The organism is Arthrobacter sp. Bi26, from assembly GCF_918697925.1.
GTDB lineage: Bacteria > Actinomycetota > Actinomycetes > Actinomycetales > Micrococcaceae > Arthrobacter.
Window position 1 is genome coordinate 78,498 of record NZ_CAKKMF010000004.1, and the last position, 21,330, is coordinate 99,827.

The window sequence follows — 21,330 nt, forward strand, 5'->3', positions numbered from 1 at the left end:
CGCAATGCGCCTGGCGTGAAGATGTGCCGGCACGGGTGGCCCGCTGGGCGCCAATTGAAGCGATCATTGCGGCAGCTTTTAGGCGACTTCTGACTGCGACATAGTGAGACTACGGTTGGTCTGACCCCTCTGGCTGAGCATTTGCTTGCCCTTCTCGCATTGAACACGACGTGAGGCCAACGGCAGTCTCTCAGCGTTGTGGCCGGATCTGGACGAGCTCAGGCGCGCGGGCTCCTGCCCTCGAAGTTTTGGAGGCTGCCGAGGCAAGCCGGGCTCTCGCCGGGGCGAGGTGCGGTGACAGGATCTATCCGACGACATGCTGCCAACCTAGTATGACCGTTTGCTGGTCATCGACCGCGAGGTTCAGCGTCAGATCCGACTCCACGCCTTGAAACGGACGCTGTGGGTGACCTTCACAGCGTCCGCCGTGTCAGCAGCGGGGCAGGTGCCCGGCAGATGATGGCCGGCGCCCTCAACGTCCCGCCCGGCGGCCAATGCGGCCTGCGGCCTCTGCATTCCGGTTGGCCCGAATAATGCTACGCGAATCGACTCCGGCGCGGCTACTTCAACGGAGTCTGTTCCCGGGTCGATTTGACGGTAGCCTCTTCGAACACCCGAACGCGACGGCAGGCGCTGGGATCGTCCTTGGAACGCAGGCCTCGGCTCACTCGGCACAAACGTCATCGGGCACCCGACCCGCCCGGCTGTCGTCTAGTTGAACTTCAAGATGACGGAACGGTCAAGTGCACCGGCGAGCAGGTATGTTCCCGGGGACGGCTTGGACACGGGAGTCGATCCAGCAGTTTCGAAAGAGGACGTGCTAACTGCCGATTCTGGGTTTTTCGAAGGGATGCGGGCTTGCCCAGTGCACCAACACTAGTCTCGTGTCTTGCTGGGCTCTCTGTTCCTAACGCCATAATACCGAATCAGTAACGCGCCAGTAACGGTGCTCGCCTAGCCTGTGTAAAACCGTATTTCCCGTGATACGGCAAGCACTTCGCAGGAGAGCAGGCCATTTTGGATTTCATGGACGGATTCGTCATCCGAGGCGCTGCCGCGGTGTCGAAGGTTGCCGCCCTGCGGGACGGCCGGCAACATCAGGTTGGCCGAAGTGGCTGAGACGGTCCCTCCGGAGTTTGACCGCTTCATCAGCCGCAAGCAGGCCGCCGGAGACCGTCATCGGCCGGAAAGGCCGCTCGCGGCAGGTGACACAGAGCAGCCGATCTTCGCTAACGCCGTGGAAGCAGCGGAGTTGATCGGTGCCGCGGCCAAGCGAGCCGTGGGGCTGTATCGGCCGTCCAGGCGCACCGAGGCAGTCTGGGTCAAAGGTGAGAGCCAGCTTGTGGTCGGGCTGACCGGGTTCGAGGTGACAACCGGCGACGGCCTGCTGACCGTTGTCGTGCCAGTGCGCTGCGACCAGACAGGCAGGGCCCGGGTGAGCGTCACCTTCGTCACAGGCACGGACAAGCATCCGGCCGGGGTGTACGCCGCCACTCATCGGCGGCCGCAGGGGCCGGCGATGATCATTGAGACCTGGGGAGAGAACCTCGTCGCGTACGCGTGGCAGTGCCTTCTCGGCCTGGTCGCCGGGGTTGCCGGAGCGGTGGGAAAGGACAACCGTGGGAACATCCTGGTCCCAGCGGAGATGACGGTAAACGCTGACGGAATTACGGTCGTACCGATGGCCCGCCACCGGTTTGCCGGCTCGACGGGCCTCACGACAACCATCCGGCCACGGACATGACGCTGGCAGCCGAAGATCTCGGCGTCCTGGGCAAGCTGGGGAAGGCGCTCGGCGTCTTCAACGCTGACGGCAACGCCAACCCCGGCTGGTTCGGCAACCCGCAGGAATACCTCACCGACATCCTGACCGATGAAAACCAGCGCGAAGCGCTGATCGCTTTCGTTGACGAGGTCCTCGGTGGCGAGGAACGGGAAACCGACGCCGATGGGGCCACTTGGCTGCCGGTGGTCAGCATGGACGACCCGGACGTCGACGTCTTCGTCACCATCAACGCCACCGGGGCCGCAGTGGATGTCGGCTTGGGAGCCAGGGTCACTACTGCCGGACCAGAGACGCATGTCCGCGCTTCGCTCCCGTTGTTCCGTCTGCGCAAGTCCGGGTCCCCGGCGGTCAGCAACCATCTGCTGCTTGGCCAGCCGGGCGCGCGGATCACCGTGTCGGCCTCGGTCACCATCACCCCGCCCGGCACGTCCTCCGCCGGAACGGCCCTTCAGCCCAGCATTGGAGCGATCGGCCTCCAAGTCTCCGTGCCGACTTCGCCAGCCGACACCCAACCTGCCGCCTTTGGCTTCACCCTGGAGCGGCTCCTCCTCCCCGGCGCTGCCACCCCGCGAGACCTGTCCTTCTCCGCCGACGGCGTTGGTGAGCTCGACGACGCCGTCCTGGACCTGGTGCTGTCCTTGGTCCGGGCGCAGGCCGACGCGGCAGGCGGGGTACACCCGCTGCTCGGCGCGGTGGCCGGGCTGCTCGGCCTGAGGCCAGGCGACAACGTACCCGACTTCCCCATTACCGAACTGTCCACCTCCGGCGTCGCCGCATTGGCTGCCTGGGTTCGGACGATCATGACCACGGCGGCCGCCCGAAGGGACTGGCTGGACGACCTGGCCCAGATGCTGCAAGGCAACAGGGACGGCGACACGGTCAGGTTCAATCTCGGTGCGGCTGTCCTGACCTTCGGTATACGCGTGGACACCGGACCGAGCGGCAACCCCCGCCTGACACCCACACTGGCTGTCAGGCTCGGCAACGACGACGCGCGGGCGGAAGTCGGCGCCGACCTGGTAATCATGGACCTGGTTACCGGTGCCGCCGTAGCTCTGCCGGCGCTCGGGGTCTGGGCGGCCTCCGGCACCGGAACGGATCCCGTGCTCGACGTCGCGGGGCCGCCGGCCGTGCGCGCCGAGACCCTGCGGGTCGGCTTCCAGTTGGACGCGGACCGCCGCGTCACCTTCGTGCTGGCCGCAGACCGGGTCACGCTGGGGGAGCAGGAATATGCGATGCTCGACCTGAGCTCTCCGGACGCGATGATGGACGCGGCAGGACACGCGGTCGAGGACATCGCCAACGACCTTTTGAATGCGCTGGCCCCCGCGGACAATCTGGTGCGGATGCTGCTGGGCATCACCCCGCCGGCGGTCGCGCCGCCCGTCAACCCGACCACCCTGCCAGCCCTGATGGCCGACCCCCTCGCCGCCGTCGCCGACTACTGGCAGGAACTGCTGGCAAACGCCGCCGGCGCCGAAGCCATCCTGGGCGCCCTGCGCGATGCCATCAGTGACGCCACCCTGGCGACGGTCGCCGTCGAAGGCGACGGGACCGCCGAGCACCCGTGGCGGGTGGGCCTGGTTGGCCCGCTACAGCTTGAGGTCAGCGCGACCGGCGGCACCGCCTCGATCGGACTGGCCGTCATGACGACCGTTGACACGCTCGGCGCGGGATGCACCGTGGTCGAGGCCCGGTTCGCCGCCACCCTGGTCGAGATCGACTTCGGCTCCCGTACCGCCAGCCTGTTGCCCGGCGTCGCTGCGGAATTGACCGCTCACGAGTCCGACACTGACCCCGGCAGGGTCAGGCTGAGCCTCGGCGACGCGGCGAGCCTGACCGCTGACAAGGTCGGTCTCCGTCTTAACTGGAAGCCGGAGCGGGGCCTGACCGCCAATCTCCTCGCTCCCCACCTCACGCTCCACGTCGCCGGCACGGATCTGCCGGTCGCGCTTCCGGTCGTGACAGCGGACGGCTCTGTCACTTTACCCGCGCAGGGGTGGGAGGCACTCGAGCGGCTGATCGGCTACCTCGGGGACCTGATGGGCGGCGTGATCGGCGATCTGGCAGGCCTTCTCGGCTGGACCACCAACAGCCCGCAGTCCGGCGGTGACTCCGGTGGCACCGGGGCGCGCCTGCCGCTCGCTGACCTGGTCACAGACCCGAGGGCCGCCCTGCTGGCCTGGCTTCCCGGCATCGCGGCCACTGAGATGGCTCCTGCGTTGCTGGATTTTCTGGCCGACCTGTTGGAGGGGTCCGGGCCAGTGCGGGGGATGGTACGCGGTACCGGCCACCCGGACGACCCATACCACCTGCCGACGGGGGCCGGTCTGCCGGTCCCCGCGGTTTGGTTTCCGCCGCAGGGACTTGAACCCCGGCAAACAGCGGCTTCCAACGCGATTCGTGACTGGCGGCCAGGTGATGAGGCGCTGCCACCGATTGCGTTGGCCAACGCTCTCGAGGCCGAGGCCGAGCTCGACCCCGGGATTCGTGGGCTCGTCCAGGATCGCCCGACCGAGGCCGGGCTGGCCGCCCTGATCGAGCGCTGGACGGGAACAGATGGCCGGATCGTGCCACCGGCGGCCGCGCCGGCAGGGGTCACAGTGCTGACGGACGGGGTGGCCGCCGGCCAACTGCTGGACGAACTCGTCCTTGACGATCTGCTGGACCGTACGCCGGCCATCGCTGTATACGTGGCTTTGGGCGCTGCCGCCTGGCCCGATGCGCCGGCGGATCGGCGGGTCGACCTCAGCGCGGCCGGTCTGACGCCGGAGATGTTCGCGACTCCGGCCGCGGCAACCGGTGAGTGGTTTGTCGCGTTGGGGTCGCGGGTGGACTGCCGGGCGCCCGGATCGACAACGGACGGCACGCCGGAGCAGGTGGCGAGGCTGCGCAGACTCGTACAGGGCTTGGGCTCGGCCAGCAACGACATCGTCCTGGTCGGGATCGCCGGAGCCGGGCACTGCGCCCGGCTGGTTGCTCACACCGAATCCCAGGTCGCCACACTGGTCACCGTCGGCACGCCCCTCTCACCCATTGCGCTGACCGCGTTGTCCACCCAGCCGACCGCCGACGCGCTTCGACTGCTGCACCGGTTGCTGCCAGCAGCTTCAGACCCCGACACCACGCCCGAAGACGAAGATGAAGACCTAGCCCTCGGCCGCGCCCTGGTCGGCTCCATGATGGAGCTCACTTCACTGGCCGACCCGAGCGCGGACCTGCGCCAGCCCGTCGTCTTGCAGGATCCGCCGCGCACAGGCCTGGAGGTCATCGCACTGTTCGGCCAGGTTGCGGCCGAGCAGGCCGGTCGCGCAGTCACTGCGATAGTCTGCTCCGGTCTGGCCGCCAGGGCCCGGGTCCGCGCGGTGACCCCGCTGCCGCGCCCCACCGCCATCGAGGCCGGAGTGGTGCTCAACGTGCCCCCATCCGGCGGAACTTTGAAGATCACCGCAGAGGCCCGACTGACCTTGGTGTCTTATGATCTGCAGTCAGCCGGCCCGGCCGAGGCCTTGGACCTCACCCGGCGGTTGCGGGCGCGGCTGCGGGTGAGCGACCGGACGGGCTGGCTGCTCGCCACTCCCGAAGCCGAGCTGCGGGCGGTGTCAGCCGATGTCCTGGTCCCGCTCGACGGCGCCGCCAGCGGTACCTCGACGGTCACCCTGCACGACGCCCGGATCTTCGGGCAGTCCTGGGAGGAGCTGATTCTTGGCACCGGACCCGGGGCGGTCGCCGTGCTGCCCGAGGCACGGTCCCTGCTGGCCGTACTGGTACAGCGGCTGACCGCTGACGCCACCTCGGCCGCCTCGATGGCGCTGGCGGACCTCATGCAGGCACTGGGCCTGATCGCGCCCACCGGCGGGCTGGCCGGGGACGCGCTCGACCAGCTCATCCGCGACCCCGGTGGCCTGATTCGAGACCGTCTGGCCGACGCGGTCCAGGATGTGGTCGATCCCTTGAACGACCTGCTCGGGCCGGCCGCTGCCGGACTCGACCTGGCCACCCGTACCCTCAGCCTCACGGCGGGCAGCGATCTGACCGGCCGCTTCGGCTGGTCCCTGCAGCTTACGGCCAGCCCGGCCAGCACCACCGGGCGGGTGCTGTTCGGTCCGGCAACGCCGTCGCTGCGGACGGGAAGCCTGCAATTCGAAGTCTTGCTCGCCCCCTTCCGGGCACGGATCCACTGGCACCAACCTGGCGGCGCCGTGCACCTCATCCAGCTTTGGCCCGATCCCGACCCGGCGGCGATCGGGCGTGGGATCGCCGCCGCTGCCCCCAGTCTGGGCGGGCACGTTGCGCTGGAGCTGATGCGGCGACTGGACCCGGTGACCCAACCGATCATCGATGCTGCGCTGGATGCGCTCGGACTACTGACCGGCGCAGACGGTGACAGTGAGCGTTCGTTGCGGCCACTGGCCGGGCTGATCGCCGACCCGGCCGGATGGCTTCGCGGGCCGGACTCCCTTGCCGCCAGCCCTGCCAGGTTCCAAGTCCTCTTCGACGCGCTCCGCCCTCTCATGGGTGCGGCCGGAAGCCCCGGCTCTTCCCTGGCCCTGGCGTCCGGCGTGAGCCTGGCGGTCAGGGCGGCCGGCCCGGCGGCCAGGATGGAGCTGGCCGTCGACACCGGTGCCTGGACCGCTCCGGGCGGCGCCGCAGCCCGGCTCACCGCGGGCGTCACCGCCGCGCTCACTGTCGAGGCCAGCGGGCCGGCCACCGTGAGCCTGGAACTGTTCCTCGGCACCGGCGCTGAGGCCGGCCACCGGGCGTTGCACCTCCGCCTGGGCGGTTCCGGCATCGAGGTGTTCATCCGGCCGGCAAATGGCCCGGACATCTCTCTGCTGCCCTTTGCCGGCCTCGGCGCCCTGTCCGCTGTGGCTGGGGCGGCGTTGCCGTTCCTGCTCGACGAACTGGCCGGCTGCCCCGCCCCGGTAGGCCCGCTGGTGGCCACCATCGGTGACGCCCTGGCCCTGCGCACCGGCACACCCGGGGCCTTTGACCGGGCCCGGCTGCAGGCCTGGGCGGCAAACCCCGCCAGCCGGCTGGCGGCGTCGGCGGGCAGCATTGCTGCCACCGGAATCAACACGCTGGCACCGTTGATCGACGCCTACCTGCCGGCGGGGGTCAGCGCCGACGCTCCCAGCGCGGACACGCTGCGGGTCGCCGTCGGGGCCGTATCCCTCATGTGGGGGCCGACCACCGGTGCCGTGACCATCAGCCTTGACGACCTGGCCGTCCCCGGGATCCAGAACGTGAGCGGTGCACTCACGGTCAGCGGTGCCGGGCTGGAGGAGCTCGCCGTCACCGTCGGCCCGGCGGCCATTGATACCGGCAGCGTCATCCTCCGGCCGTTTGTCACGGTGGCCGCGGGGGCCACCCCGACCGGTGGCCGGCGGATCGTGGTCGGCCTGGCCGCCGACGACGACAGACGGTTCGGCGCACGCTGGCTGCTGGACGGCCAGACCTTTGCCTTGATTTCGAGCGTCGGTTCAATGCTGCTGCCGGTCGAGAGCGAGGACTCCATAGACGTCGCGCTGCGGCTGGTCGAGGTCATCGCCGACGTGGTGGCAGCGGTGGCGCTGGCAACCGAGGCGGTCAGCGATGTGCTGGACACCGCGGTGGGCGCCACCGATGTGCGCAACCTCCTGCGTGGCGTGCTGCTCGAGGACACCGCCGATCCTGACCAGCTGATCGACGGCCTGTTCGACGTCGCTACGGCGCTGTCCAGAGTCCAGAAGCTGGCCGCCAACCTGGGCACGGCCGGCCTGTCGATCACGGTCGAAGGCCTGACCATCACCTTGCTGAATCTCGGCGGAGAGATCGGCCTGCAGCTCGGCGTCAGCCCGCGCTGGCCGCTGCTCGAGGGCGCAGTCTCCCTCTGGCTGGAAACCGACGACTCCTGGATTATTCCCGATCCGCCCGGCTCGGGCGGCATCTTCCTCGGGGTCCTCGGAGCGACCGCGCCACTGACCTTCCGGCCGTCACTGACCGTCAACGGCGTTGGTCTTCGGATTGGCTCCGCCGCCGGAATGCTCGTGGACTCCGTCATCGGCATCGAGTCGATCGCTCTGCACGTGTACGCCGCCGTCGATGCCTCCGGCATACGCGGCGGCGGCGCCCAGCTTCAACTCACCAACCTCGCCCTGGCGCCCAGCGGCGGGGGACAAAACGGGATCGCCCAAGGCATCATGCGCGATACCGGTCCCACGCCGCCGCGGCCGGCATTCTCCCCGGCCCTGGCCGTGCAGAAGCACGACAACAGCCCCGTCGAGGTCACCCTGCGCGCAGGCGATGGCGCGGGGCCGTGGTGGATCGCCATCCGGCGCGGGTTCGGCCCCCTTTACCTGGAGCAGGTCGGCTTCGGGGTGGGGGTGGCCGACCACCGCATCGAGCGGGTTTCGCTGCTCATGGACGGTTCGGTGGCGCTGTTCGGCCTGAGCTGCGCTGTCGACGACCTGCAGATCACCTACCTCGCCGGTGCACCGAACGCTGACATCTTCAACATCAACAGCTGGCAAATTGATCTGGCAGGCCTGGCGGTCACCGCCGACATGGCCGGGCTGAGCATCGCCGGCGGGCTGCTCAAGCACGGCATTCCACCGAACATCGAATACCTCGGCATGCTGCTGGCGCGGTTCGGAGTCTACGGAATCACGATCTACGGAGGGTACGGCGAAAGCAGCGACACCCAGGGGAAGTTTGTCGCCTTCTTCGCGGTGGGAGCCATCAACGGACCGATCGGCGGGCCCCCGGCGTTCTTCCTCACCGGCATCGGCGGGGGCTTCGGCATCAACCGGCAGCTGATCGTGCCCACCGACCTGAACCGCTTCGGCGACTACCCGCTGATCCAGGCTTTGGACATTGCGGCCAAGCCGCAGCAGCCGATGGACCATCTGCGCTCGCTGGCTGCGGCCTTCCCGGCAAAGCGCGGCAGCTTTTGGTTCGCGGCCGGAATATCCTTCAACAGCTTCGCACTGGTCGACGGCATCGCCGTCCTGGCTGTGCAGGTCGGCGACGGCCTGGACATCAACCTGCTTGGCTTGGCACGGATGGCCCTGCCCCGACCGCAGGCAGCCATCGTCTCCATCGAGCTGGCCCTCGTGGTGCGGTTCTCCACCTCCGAAGGCGTGCTCTGGGTGCAGGCCCAGCTGACGGACAACTCCTGGTTGCTCTATCCGGATGTCCGGCTGACCGGCGGATTCGCATACGTCATCTGGTTCAAGGGCGAACACCGCGGCGAGTTTGTCCTCACCATGGGCGGCTACCACCCCGACTTCCACCGCGACGGGTACCCCGTGGTACCCCGGCTCGGGCTGCACTGGGCCATCGGCGACTACATCGTCATCGAAGCTGGCAGCTACTTTGCGCTGACCTCGGAGGCAGTGATGGCCGGCGGGGACTTCCACGTCTCCGCCCGCTTCGGGTGGGCCTGGGCTGAGCTGCGCTTTGGTGCCCATGGCATCATCTACTTCGACCCGTTCCGTTACCAGGTCAGTGCGTATGTGCGCATTTCGGCCGGAGTCACCATCGACCTGTGGATTTTCGGCGAGGTGACCATCTCGGTCTCCCTGGGCGCGCGGATCGAGGTCGAGGGTCCGCAGTTTCACGGTATCGCCACGTTCGAGGTCGGGCCGGTGGAGCTGTCGGTGCCGTTCGGTGACTCCGAACAGACCCGCAAGGAGCTGCTCGGCGCGGACACGTTCATCGAGAAGTACCTTGAGCCCACGGCCGGCGGCGCACAGGCCCACGCGGTCATGGTGTCCGCCGGAACCCTGCCTGCCAAGGGCGAGCACTCCACCCCGGACGGGTCCGGCGGCCGGCCGTTCGTGGTGGTGCCGGAGTTCTCGTTGACCTTCAGCAGCACCGTGCCCGCGGTCGAAGTCTTTCGGACCAACGCCGCGGCAGCGTCACTTTCCACGCATCATCCGAGCCGGAGCCTCGGCGTGGGCCCGATGGGTACGCCTACAATGACCCCGCGGATTACGCTGACCTGGCGGCGCGCCGGCACCGCGGTGGGCTTCCCCTTCGCAGTCACCGCCCGCCCGTTCGGGTCGTTCCCGGTGGGGGTGTGGGGCCCGCCCCAGCCCGACGACAACCGTCCGGTGCCCAAGGCCGAGATGATAGAGGCGCTCAACGAGCTTGAGCTGACTGCCGCCGCCTCGCCTTCCGGCGGGGGACCCGCCATCCCGTACCACCAGGTCGACGTCGGTGCACGCAAGCCGCTGCCCTTCACACGCCGTTCGGCGCAGGTCAACGGCTTGAAGAAGGAGACCCGGACGCTGGCCAACGTGGTCAGCCAGCCCGCCACAGCCGATGAGGCGTTCGCGCTGGCCCGCCGGTTCCTGGCCGCCACAGCCACCCCGACCGGGCTCGCGGCGCTGCGCGGAGAGCGGCAGGCTCCACCGAGACTGGGCACGCTTGGCGAAGGGCTGGACGCGGACGTCGCCACGGAAATCCCGGTAATCGGTGCCCGGCCGCCGGGGAAAGTCTACGACCATTTCGTCGACGCTCCCCAGGCCATCGGGCTGCTGCCAGGCGTCACGGTGGACCAGCGCAATATCCCCGGTGGGCGAACTACGGTCAAGGACGCCGACCAGCTCTGGCGGCAGAACCCGCCGACGCTGGCGTCGGCCGAGGAAGCCCGCAGCCGGTCCATTGCGGCCAGGCTGGTGGTCAGCGAACCGGCCGCGGTTTCCACCGGACGGGATGGCGGCTCCACGGAGACGGTCATCGGCACCGATCGGGTGCCGGTGACGGCGGTAGCACACGCTCCGTCGGCGGTGGTGCGAACCGCTGGCGGAACCGGAACCGATCATCTGGACGGATTCACCGCCAGCCTGACTGCAGGCCGGCGGGTCGGGCGCGGAACCGCGGGCGCAACACTGGGGAGCGGTGAGACCGTGGTCCTGAAGCTGCCCAACGCCTACGCCGACGCCGGAGACGGCGACCGGCCCCGGCTCCAGGTCAGCGGTGACCCGGCCCGGGTGGTGCTGCTGGGACATGGCGGGCGGGTCATGGCGGACCAGGTGCTCCCCGATGGCGGCACCGTCGAGATCGGGCAGGGTGCCGAACGCATAGCTGTTATCGGTCAGGGCGCGGCCGAAGGCCCAGGGCAGGTGCCGGTCGGGCTGGCGGGCTGGCACGCAGGATCATCGTTGCCGTACGCGGGCTGGTCCAGCGCGCTCGCGCCCGGATGCGTGCTGCGCAGCAACGGCGACCCTCTCAAGCGGAACGACCAGAGGGTTGAGGCCGGCTGGGTCGCCGCCGCCGAGCTGGCCAAGGGTCAGAGCACTGTGACCACCCGCTTCGCCGAGCAACTTGGCAGCGTGGTGTTCATCCTGGACGATCCGGCCGCCCTGGGCGATCCGATGACCGGACGGGGCCTGTTGCTCGGTCTGGACGGCGCCACGCGGGCAACGGGCCTGGACGGGGAAGAGCTGCCACCCCTGCTGCTGGTCGCAGAAAACCGCAGCGTGCTGGCCTACGACGTGCTGCCCGGCACCGAGGCCCCGGCGGTCACTATCGCCTCCGAGCTCGGCTGGTCGCTGGCCGGGGTGATGGGATGGCCCGGCTCGGCGGCGGAGGCGGTGGCCATGATCGGCAGCCGGGGCCTGGACGCTGCCCTGCGACCGCTGGCCGGCGGGACCATCGGCAGCAGCAAGCTCACCTGGCTGGGCCAGACCCGCACGACCCGGCAGCGGCTGCAGGCCAAGACCCTGGCCAGCGGCCGGCCGTCGCCAGGCCGCACGTCGGCTCGTACACCACCTGAAGGGAGATGACACCAGATGCCGCCACCGAAGGGCCACTTCGTTCTGCACACCAACGTCATGCCGGCCATGCCGGCCGGGGCGTACACCCTGGTCACCAGCCACACCGGCATGCCGTTCAGTGTTGCTCCCGAGACGACGCACATGACGCTGGCCGCGCCCCGCTACCAGATGCCGGTGGAACAGATCCTTTCCACGTTTCCGCCAGCCAACGCCGAAGGCGCCTTCAGCGACCGTTTGCCGCAGATCGTGCTCAAGCGCCGCACCTTGCCCTGGGAACGGAACCCGGCCGGCGGGACCGCCACTTCGACCACCCCCTGGCTGGCCCTGGTCGTGGTGGCCGAAGGGGAGGCCGAGCTGTCCACGCCGGCACCCGTCGCCCAGTGCGTCACCCCGGGGGTGACGCTGCCGGAAGGTAGCGACCGCGACGTCGAGCAGGGCCTGTATCTTGCCGTGACCGAAACCGTGAAGAACAAGATCTTCCCTTGCCAGCAGGACCTGCCACTGCTCTCCCACGTCCGCGAGGTGGACGTCTCCGACACCGAACTGGCAGGAGGCGACGACGACGGCTGGCTGGCCGTGGTGCTGGCCAACCGGTTGCCGGTGTTCGATACCGTCAACGCCAAGCCGGTACGTTACCTGGCGTGCCTGGTCAACCTTGAGGGCCAGTTGGGCATCCTGCCACCGCCGGCACCCCCGGAGGACAGGTTTTCCTTTGAGCTGGCTCAGGACTGGACCGTGCTGGCTCAGGCGAAACCCTCGCCGGATCCGCTGGTGATGGGCAACTTCAACTTGGGTGGGGTGGTGCTGCCGCGGGCCGGCACCGGACCACTTGGAGCGGACCGGCCGTCCTTCACCGCCGCGCGCAGCCAGACGGTTCAAGGGGTCACCAGACTGGACGGCGGCTCGTCCATGCCTGCTGCCTCGGTCACCAGCCTGTGGTCCACTGCGACGGCGGCGGTGGCCACCGCTGCCGTCGACCTGGACGCCGCCTACCTGGTCCGAGACACCATGGGTCGCGGCTTTCGGTACCCGATCTCAGTGGTCGCGCTGGAACCGGTCTTCAGGTTCCCGGTGCTGGCGCACTGGTCGTTTACCACCTCGGGCGACGATACCTTCGAGACGCTGATGACCAGGCTCGACGTCGGCCTGCTCGGGACGGTCGTGGAGCCCAAACCCGAAGACGCGCCGGCGACTGCCGAACCGCCGGAGGTGGTGCAGACCGGCCACATCGGCCTCGGGCACCGCACCCGGCGCGGAGACCGGCTGCGCGCCTGGTACCGCGCGCCCCTGGTTCCCTTTCCGACCGAGCGGGACGTCCCTGTGGACGGCAAGTTTCCGGTGGCGCACGCCTCCGACCAGCTCAGGCGCATCGTCCCTGGCGGCCGGGAGGATCTGTCGCTGGCCGCCGCCTTCGAGATCGGCCGACTCCTCGGGCTCAGCCAACTGTCAGTGGTTAGCGCACTGACCAGGTTCCGGGCTGCCCAGTTCGGGGCCGGCCGAGCCCGCACCACGGTCGAAGGAATCGTGGATATGCAGCTTCCGGTCCTGGCGGAGCGGCCGGATATGTTCGACCTTGGACGGTTCGTGGCTGTTGCGGTGTTGGAGGACATCTCCAGGAACCACTCGGACATCCTGGGTCCGCGCCGGCCGTTGGTCGACCCTGGGCGGGAGATCAATGTCGACGGTGACCTGGAGGAGATCATTGCCGGCGGGCTCGGCCTGAACCCGGACGTGATCCGCAGGCGTGCCGGCGCAGTGGGCATCGTCGCCGCGCTGGCACAGACCGCGGTCCCCCTGGCGTACGAGCCGGGCGGATTGGAGCTCGATGACAACGCGCTTGCCGGGCTCAGGAACAGCCTGGCCGCCGAGGTGGACCACGTCGTCTCGGTTGCCCGGCCGCTCAAACAGCGCCCCGGCACAGTTCGGGATGCTCAGCTGTCGGCCCCGCCCGCCCCCGACGCACTCGACGAGCTGCTCGCCCGGCTGGTCGAGGATGAACCGGAGAGGGAGGACGAGTAATGGTATCCAATGTCACCAGCCGGATGATGCTCGACCAGGTGACGAGCTACCTCAGCACCATGATCGGAACGCTCGCCGAGCATGACCCGGACGACGGCGACCACGCAACCCCCGGCGAACTGCGCCGTTTCCTCGGCGGGCTGCGGCTGCTCAAGGGGGTGCCCTTCAGCTATCTTGTCCCCGACAGCCGGCTCCTGCCGCTGGAGTCCATCCGCTTCTTCTATCTGGACCGGGCGTGGACCGACGCGCTGACCCAGGGCGTGCTGAGCGTCGGCACCATCACCACGGCTGACCGCGCGCAGCTCGAAGCGATGTACCCGCACATCCGCGCTGAAGTCGACCAGGCGGAGCGGGTGCAGCGCCGGCCCAAGGACGAGGAGCGGCTCGAGGGAGCCGGCGGGACGATTACCGGCTTCCTGATTCGCTCCAAGCTGGTGTCGGGCTGGCCCAATATGCACGTGCGCGCGTACTCCAGGGACGTGCTGCCCGACGATGCGCTCAGCACGGTTGCCGAGTCCCATCCGGACCGGATGAAGGTGCTGCGCCTGGAGCGGCTGGCCCCTGCCGTGCTGCTGGCGCTGATTGACGGTGTGCCCGAGGTAATCCATCTCGAGGAGCCGCGTCAGGGCATCCAGTTCGGTGTCCGGAACGCGCCGGGCGATCCGGGAGACCAGCGCCGGGTCAAGGTCCGCCGCACCGATACCGGGGCCGCAGTGCCGCCCGTAGAGAGTTTCACCGACACCAACTCGGTGACCGTACCGTTTCGCCGCAATGCTCCCGGAGTGATCGACATGGTGCAGCTGGCCGGGCGGCTCCGGGACACGGCGCCCGGTGCCGGACCGGCCCTCGAATCCAACGAGTACGCCCTCCAGATGCTGCGCTTCCCGTACCGGCAGGTGTTCGGCGACCCCGACGAAGTGAGCGGAACCCGATTCTATGATCTGGACCAGTTCGCCGTGAAGTTAAGTGTGACTGCCTGGACTTCAACGGTGCAGGCACATCTGCGTCAGGCACAGACGAAGTCGGAGGGCCAGTGATGTCAGATGATCTGCCGGCCGAAGCGATCCGGGAGGCAATCTACTCCAAGCGCTTCCTGGCCGCAGACCGGGCGAAGCTGGACCTCGCCGAGATCGGTAGCTGGGATGAGTACCTGCTGCGCGAGCACCGGTTACTGGTACCCGTCGATGTCCAGGCACTCTATGTCCCACCGGGGAGCACCGAGCCGATGGTCCGGCTGCCCATGCTGGTTTCGCACGACTCCGCCGGCAACCCTTTCACCCCGCAGACAGCGATGCCGGAGCCGTTTACGCCTGGCACGCCGCGGGCGCCGGGCGTACACCTGCACTGGGCGATGCCGGACGCCCTGCTCCGCGGCCGGCTGGACGCCCAGGAGAACGGGCAGCAGAAGCTGGCGATGCCGATCCTGCCTGACCGCTGGGCCGTGCTTCGGCTGATCCACCCCGTCCGCGGATCACAACCGCTACTGACCGGCTGGGTGCTGCTCGCTGACCAGGCGGTGGCCGTGCCGCTTGCCGACTACCGCGAGGACATGGCCGTTCCCGACTCTGCCCGGGCGGGTGAGCCGATCGGGTCCGACGCCCTGACCGGAACCGTCGGTGGCAACGTCAACTGGTCCGGGGTCTATGACGCAGTGCTGAACCGGTTCGCTTTCCACGACCCGCTCGAGAAGCTCGACGAGCTGGCCCCGAACGGCGTGGACGGGGACTGCGCCACATACGTCGTCGCCGGCTGGTGGCGCGACCCCGCCCAGGATCCGCTGGATCCGGCGAGGAGCAGTGACAGCCTGCACGAACTGTTGGACCGGCTGCGCTGGCGGCTGATGTACGAATGGGGCGACGAGACCGCGGAGCAGGCCAAGCGCAAGTCGGAGCAGGATCTGCGCCAGGCGCTCGGCCTGCAGGACAATGGCCGTTGGGACGACCGGAGGCCGCCGGTCCCGGTGAAGACGGCCCCGGACCCACAGGCTCAGCGCCCCGCTTCCTTCCAGTCCGCGGCAGCGATCCTGCGGGGCGAAATCGTACAGGAGGCAGGCGCGCCTCACAGCTCGGCGTTCGCCTCGGCTGCCGTCGGCCGCTTTCACCCGGCAATTCCATGGGGCTTGCGGTCCTCACTGCTTCACGGCTCGGTCTTCGGCGTACCGGTCAGCGGGCCGGTGCTGGTCGACCATCGTCCGGACAGCACGGCGCTGGCGGTCGCCCTCGGGGAGCACGACGACGATGTAGTCGCCGCATTTGCCGCGGCCGGCAAACCGGAGAGCCAACGGCGTGACACCGAACGGCTGCTCGCGGCCTTCACCGCACAGAAGGTTGGCCGGCTGGCAGCACCGGACGGGATCGTCGAGATCGAAGAGCACGAGCATGCGGCGGGCTTCTCGGCGCTGCCCGGTGGCATCTCGGGCACCGACCGCTACCTCCAACGCCGCCAGACCGGCGGGGTGGGCGGGCTCACAGTAGGCAAGTCCCGCTCGACCGTAAGCCGCCGGGAGGCAGGGGTCGTTGAGGCGGACCTCACGATCTCCTTCCATGACAAACCCCGGCTGGTCGCCGCCAGTGAGCTCACCGTCTATGATCTGGCCCGGTCCCGCGTGGGTGACGTGCTCACCGCGACGGAGGAACGGGTGGTAAATCGTCCGGCGGCCATGTTCTCCTTTCCCGATGATCCGCTGGTTGCGGTACGCGGCCTGCGCCGGAGCCTGCGGCACGGCGGGGACGGCCGGGGCTCTGCCGACGGCAAGCTCACCTGCCGCTGGCCGACCCACGCGATCACCGAGATCGGCGGGCTGATCGAGCCTGGCCGGTTCATCCGCTCGCTGGGCAACGGGTCGCTGCCTCTGGAGACATTGACGCTGGCCCGTGAGGCGATGCTGCTGGACCCTTACCACGACGAGTGGACCGCGCGCGCGGTTGCTCCGAGCCGGTTGCAGCTGCCATTCATCCGTCGCCGGCTGTTGGCGGAGTCGGCCCTGCGCTTCGGTCCTGCCGCCAGCTACGACGGCGCCACGGTCGCATTTCACCCGAGCATGCCCCGGACCGCGGCCGCCCGCCGGCAGCGGGCCATGGCTCCGGCCCCGCTGGAGGTCGGTGTCCGCCAGCAGCAGACCATGGTCGCCGATGAGTTGCACCGGTTCTCCCTCTATGCCGGTGCCGACCCTGACCTGGTGGGGGTGACCGCCTGGTGCCAGCCCTGGATTCCGCTGTGGCTAGAGTGGGAGGTAAAGATTGTCGGCCTGGACCCGGCCACAGTCGAGTCTTGGCGGCTCGGCCAGCTCGACCTGGAGCCCACCACCTCGGTGACCGCGGCGGCTACCGAGGGTGAGAGTGTGGTGCTGCAGGGTCGCTCGGTGCTGACCACGGGCGGGGCGTCCACACTGCACTCGGCAATCAATGACTGGTTGAAGTCCGAAGATGCCCAAGGCAGCAGCGGCGACGCCAGCCCTGTCACTGAGGATGCGTTGCGCATGCTGGCCGCCGCGGTCCAGCACTTGGACCTTGCCTCCGCGGCTCTGGCGGGCGTGCGGCATCAGCTGCTCGGGTTCGCCGCGCTGGACGGATTGGTCAGCCCGGCGGGAAACGATGGCACAGTCGGCCAACCAGTACCCGAATCAGCCCCGCGTTCCCTCTTGGCGGGCGTGGTTCGCCTCACCGCAGCCCGGCTGCTGGACGCGTACGGCCGGACGCTGGACGTGCCCGTGGACACCGTGCAGGTGCCCACCCGCCTCGCCGTGCCCGATGAACCGGGTCTGTTGGAGGTCCCGCCGAGGCTGCTTCGTCCGGCTCGCTGGCAGTTCCGGCTGGTCGACTCGGCCACTCCCACCGGCGCCGAGGGGGTTGAGGCCCGAGTCGACGAGATCGAGCCGGACCTGCAGGTGTCCCCGGTGGCAGGATTCCTGCTGCCCGACCATTTGGACGAGAGCCTGGAAGTGTTTGCAGCCGACGGCTCCCCGCTCGGTGAGCTGCTGCACGAGCCGGTCAGCGGTGGGGTGCTCTGGGAGATCGCGCCAGGCCGCCTGGGCCCCGCCAACTCCGGACCGGCGTACGGGCTGTCCCCGGCCCAGCTTCCGCTGGCCTGGTTCGCCAGCGGGCTGGTAGCCGCTGACGCGGCCGGCCGGGCCGGTTCGGCGCCGGAGTCGTCGCTCTCGGCCCTGTTGCGGGCCGTCGACACAACCCTGTGGAACGTCGACAGCCTGGCCTCTTTGGGCACGGAGCACGTCGCTGGCCTGGTGGGGCGCCCGGTGGCCGTGGTCCGCACACAGCTGCGGCTGGAGCTGCAGCCTCCGACCGACGTCGACCTGTCAAACCCGGCACGGGCCGCGGAATGGTCTGAGGCCGAGGCTGCGGCGGCGCGGTATGCGTTCAGCGTCCGGATCGGCGAGGTCACCCGCACCGACGATGGGGTGCTCGGGTTCTTCGTAGACGACGACTACTCGCGGTTCCGGCTGGTGGACAAGGCGATAGCGGCAGCGGCGGCCGACGCCGGCCGCAACCGGGGGCAGCTCGGGCTATACGGCAGCGCCACGGGCCTTCCGGGGAGGGATCCGCTGACCCACCCCTACATTGCCGGCACCGACGAAGCAGACACCCTGCAGCTGCACCTTGGTCAGACCGTGACCTTGACCTTGCTGATGCACCCCTCGGGCAAGGCCAACCTGACGTCCGGGATCCTGCCCAGGCGGATGCTGGCCCTGGCCCGCAACTGGGTCGGTCCCGGCCTCGCCGCCATCGCACCGTCGTTGCGGACGGGGCCGGTGCTGGTGGAGACCGACCTGGATCCAGATGCCGAGATCCGGCTGCCCAAGGTGTCGGTGTTCGGGAAGGACCAGAACTTCCTCTGGCGCGATACCCCGGGCACCTGGCGGACCGACGCTATCCTGGCCGCCACCCAGACCGCGCTGCTTCCCGGCACCCCCGCAGAGTTCCGGGAAGGGTGGATCCGGGTCGCACCGAAGAGCCCGGAGCCCGGGGAAGGAGGTCAACAATGAGCATGTACGACTGGCCGCCGGGCCAGGGGCTGCCCGACGACGCCCGGGCCCGTGGCGCCTTCTTGGGCGCCATGCGTACGGACTTCGACCCGGAAGGGGCGAGCCTGGCCGGCCGTACGCCCGCCAAAGCACCGCGCCAGCGCGGCCGCCCGGCCGCCCCGGCCAGTGGCCGGGCCAATCTCTGGACACCGCTCGGGCCGGCCACCATCATGAACAGCAGGGCAGCCGGTAAACCGCGAGTGACGGGGCGGATCAATGCATTCGGGATCAGCGACGACGGGCAGCGTGTCTACGCTGGAGCTGCAATCGGCGGCGTCTGGTACAGCTCCAACGCCGGTGCCAGCTGGCGCTCGTTGGGAGGGCTGGCGGCCACCAGGGTGAACGAGATCAGCCGCCCGGCCACCCGGAATGCCGTCGGGGCGATCGTCGTGCGTCCGGGCGGTACGGAGGCCACTGATGAGATTTTCGTCGGAACCGGCGAGCCGTACCACTACTCGCAAAACAGAGTCGGCGGCCGGCCAGGGCGCTCGCTGGGCGGAATCGGCATCCTGGTCGCCCAAGGCCCCGCCGGTTCGGCCGACGCGGACCCATGGACACGAGAAGCGCCAAACCTGGTGGGCGAGGCCGTCAACCGGATCGCGTTACAGCCGGGAGGAAGCGGTGTGATAGCCGCGACCACCATAGGGTTGCTGCGTCGTCCCGACCCGGTCCCAGCCGCCGGGAAGTGGGCCCGGGTGAGTGCCAGTCCACTGAACGGCGTCACCTCTGAATGCACCGACGTGCTGTGGACATCCGGAGCGGGGACCAGACCGGAACGGCTTTGGGTGTGGGTGCGCGGAGGAGACCACCGCGGTCTTTGGGTCCAGGATGGGGGAGCGGGCGACTTCCGGCAAGTGGCCACCGCCGGCGCACAGCCGGGGCGTGCCGTGCTGGCCGCCTCAACTCCGCCGGACCAGGTCTGGGTGTTCGTCGACCAGGGATCGGGCAACAACCCGCTGCTGTTTAAGGTCGCTGCGCCTGGACCTGCCCTGCCGGTGGCCGCGCAGGTTAAAAATGTCCCCCACATTCTTAAGGACCAGGGCTACTACGACATCGCTATGGCGGTGCATCCGACCAAGCCGGACCGCGTGTTTCTTGGCGGCAAGTGGTTCTACGCGCAGGCTCCCGACAATAAGCAACTGGCCGGCAAGCATGACGGGGCCGTGGTCTGGGCCGATGTCACCGTTAACGGCACCGGTGACCTCTCCTTCGGCCCTCCAGCGCCGGTCGTCGGCGCCGGCATGCACGCCGATGTGCACGAAATTCACTTCACTGCAGCCGGGAACCGGCTTTGGGCCGCATGTGACGGCGGCATGTTCCGCTCGGACCGACCGACCGAGCCGATCGGCTTCGTGCCGTGCAACACTGGACTTGGGGTCGCCCAGTCGAACTACACCTTCAGTCATCCCAGCTGCGAAGGTTTCCTGGTGGCCGGCCTTCAGGACAACGGCGTCATCCAGCGGTTGTCCAGCGGAGTCTGGAAAATGGTAGAAGGGGGCGACGGCGGCGGAGTGGTGCTGGACCCCCTTAATCCGGAGCGCTGGCTCCAGCAGTACATCCGAGGCTCCTGGTCGGCATCGGATGGCTCGATTACAGTAGGTTCACCACTTCACCGGATCCAGGGCGGCCGCCCCCGGAAACTGCTGTCTAAGGATGAGGACAAGAAGTTCTCCGCCTTCTACTCTTCGGCGGCTGGAGGCGCCTACGTTTACTTCGTGGCTCCGCAGCTACCCCGGAATGTCGGGCAGGTCATCCTGGGCACGAACCGGCTGTGGTACACCGATGACTTCGGTGGAAGCTGGGTTACCCTCCCCACCGGCACCGACCCGCTGGCGGCGATACCACTCAGCACCAGTCAGGATACGGTCACCGACAAGATACTGGCCTGCCGCTGGCAGGGGCCGGACGTGGCATGGGTGCTGGGTGAGAACACGTTGTGGCGCTACGCCCGCACCCCGCACACCGCATCGCCGGGCAAACCCGGCATTTGGGCGAGGGTGCTGGTCATCCGGCGCGGCACCGACGGCAAGAAGGACCGCAAGTCGGCGACCGGCCCGATGCGCAGCGCCGCCATGTGGACCGACTTGGCAGTCAACGAGGAGTCCCCGATCCGCGGCACCAAGGGCGCGGTCTATCTGGGCACCATCGGTTCGGCCGACAACAACGAGATAGATACGCTTTGGTGGTTCGACGGAACCTCGACCTGGCACCCGACGCGGTTGCGTGCGGCGGTCCCCGCTCCGGTCACCGCAATCGCCTGCGATCCGGCACACCCAGAGGAGGTCTGGGTCGGCACCACGGTCGGAGTCTGGCGGGGCATCCGTACGCTCAACGGGGCCAATCCGCCGACCTGGAGATGGGAAACGCGGGTCAACGGGCTGCCCGAGGCGGCGGTGGAAGACCTGTCGATCTTCAGTGACGGCTCGTTGCGGCTGTTGCGCGCCGCAATCGCCTCGCGGGGCCTGTGGGAGCTGCGCCTGGACGTGACAGACGTGGCCGACCTTACGTACCTGCGGGCGCACACTGACGACCTTCGCTACCGGGCACGGGCGGGGGAGCTCAAGCGGGACAATAGAACTGCACGGTCATGGCACGGCAGCCCCGATGTACGGCCTCGTGTGGCGTCGGCCCCGCGCCCCCGGCCTGGCAACCTGCCCTGGCAACGGGGCTTCTTCGAGGACGAGGGCCTCCGCAGGTTCCAGTCTGCGCTACGGGCCTCGACC

6 protein-coding genes are annotated in these 21,330 nt (G+C 68.9%); all 6 read left to right on the plus strand.

Annotated elements, in window-relative coordinates; translation table 11 throughout:
* Window positions 1–1,111: 1,111 nt before the first annotated feature.
* Window positions 1,112–1,744 carry a hypothetical protein gene (locus tag LQV16_RS01895; protein WP_229992248.1) on the plus strand — a complete coding sequence of 211 codons (633 nt, stop codon included), beginning with the start codon at window positions 1,112–1,114 and terminating at the stop codon, window positions 1,742–1,744.
* Window positions 1,741–11,559, plus strand: coding sequence for a DUF6603 domain-containing protein (locus tag LQV16_RS01900; protein ID WP_229992249.1), 9,819 nt, complete (start codon window positions 1,741–1,743; stop codon window positions 11,557–11,559). The genes LQV16_RS01895 and LQV16_RS01900 overlap by 4 nt, the downstream gene beginning before the upstream one ends.
* 6 nt (window positions 11,560–11,565) lie before the next feature.
* Window positions 11,566–13,569 carry a hypothetical protein gene (locus tag LQV16_RS01905; protein ID WP_229992250.1) on the plus strand — a complete coding sequence of 668 codons (2,004 nt, stop codon included), beginning with the start codon at window positions 11,566–11,568 and terminating at the stop codon, window positions 13,567–13,569.
* The gene (locus LQV16_RS01910) at window positions 13,569–14,606 is read left to right on the plus strand and encodes a hypothetical protein (protein WP_229992251.1); all 1,038 of its coding nucleotides are present in this window, start codon (window positions 13,569–13,571) and stop codon (window positions 14,604–14,606) included. The genes LQV16_RS01905 and LQV16_RS01910 overlap by 1 nt, the downstream gene beginning before the upstream one ends.
* The gene (locus LQV16_RS01915) at window positions 14,606–18,568 is read left to right on the plus strand and encodes a hypothetical protein (RefSeq protein WP_229992252.1); all 3,963 of its coding nucleotides are present in this window, start codon (window positions 14,606–14,608) and stop codon (window positions 18,566–18,568) included. Before LQV16_RS01910 ends, LQV16_RS01915 begins: the two co-directional genes overlap by 1 nt.
* On the plus strand, window positions 18,565–21,330 hold a 2,766-nt coding region (locus tag LQV16_RS01920; RefSeq protein ID WP_229992253.1), incomplete at its 3' end, for a hypothetical protein. The genes LQV16_RS01915 and LQV16_RS01920, both read left to right, overlap by 4 nt.

Coding starts and splice junctions, on each gene's coding strand:
- LQV16_RS01905 (WP_229992250.1), top strand. CDS start 11,566: ATGCCGCCACCGAAGGGCCACTTCGTTCTGCACACCAACGTCATGCCG.
- LQV16_RS01900 (WP_229992249.1), top strand. CDS start 1,741: ATGACGCTGGCAGCCGAAGATCTCGGCGTCCTGGGCAAGCTGGGGAAG.
- LQV16_RS01910 (WP_229992251.1), top strand. CDS start 13,569: ATGGTATCCAATGTCACCAGCCGGATGATGCTCGACCAGGTGACGAGC.
- LQV16_RS01915 (WP_229992252.1), top strand. CDS start 14,606: ATGTCAGATGATCTGCCGGCCGAAGCGATCCGGGAGGCAATCTACTCC.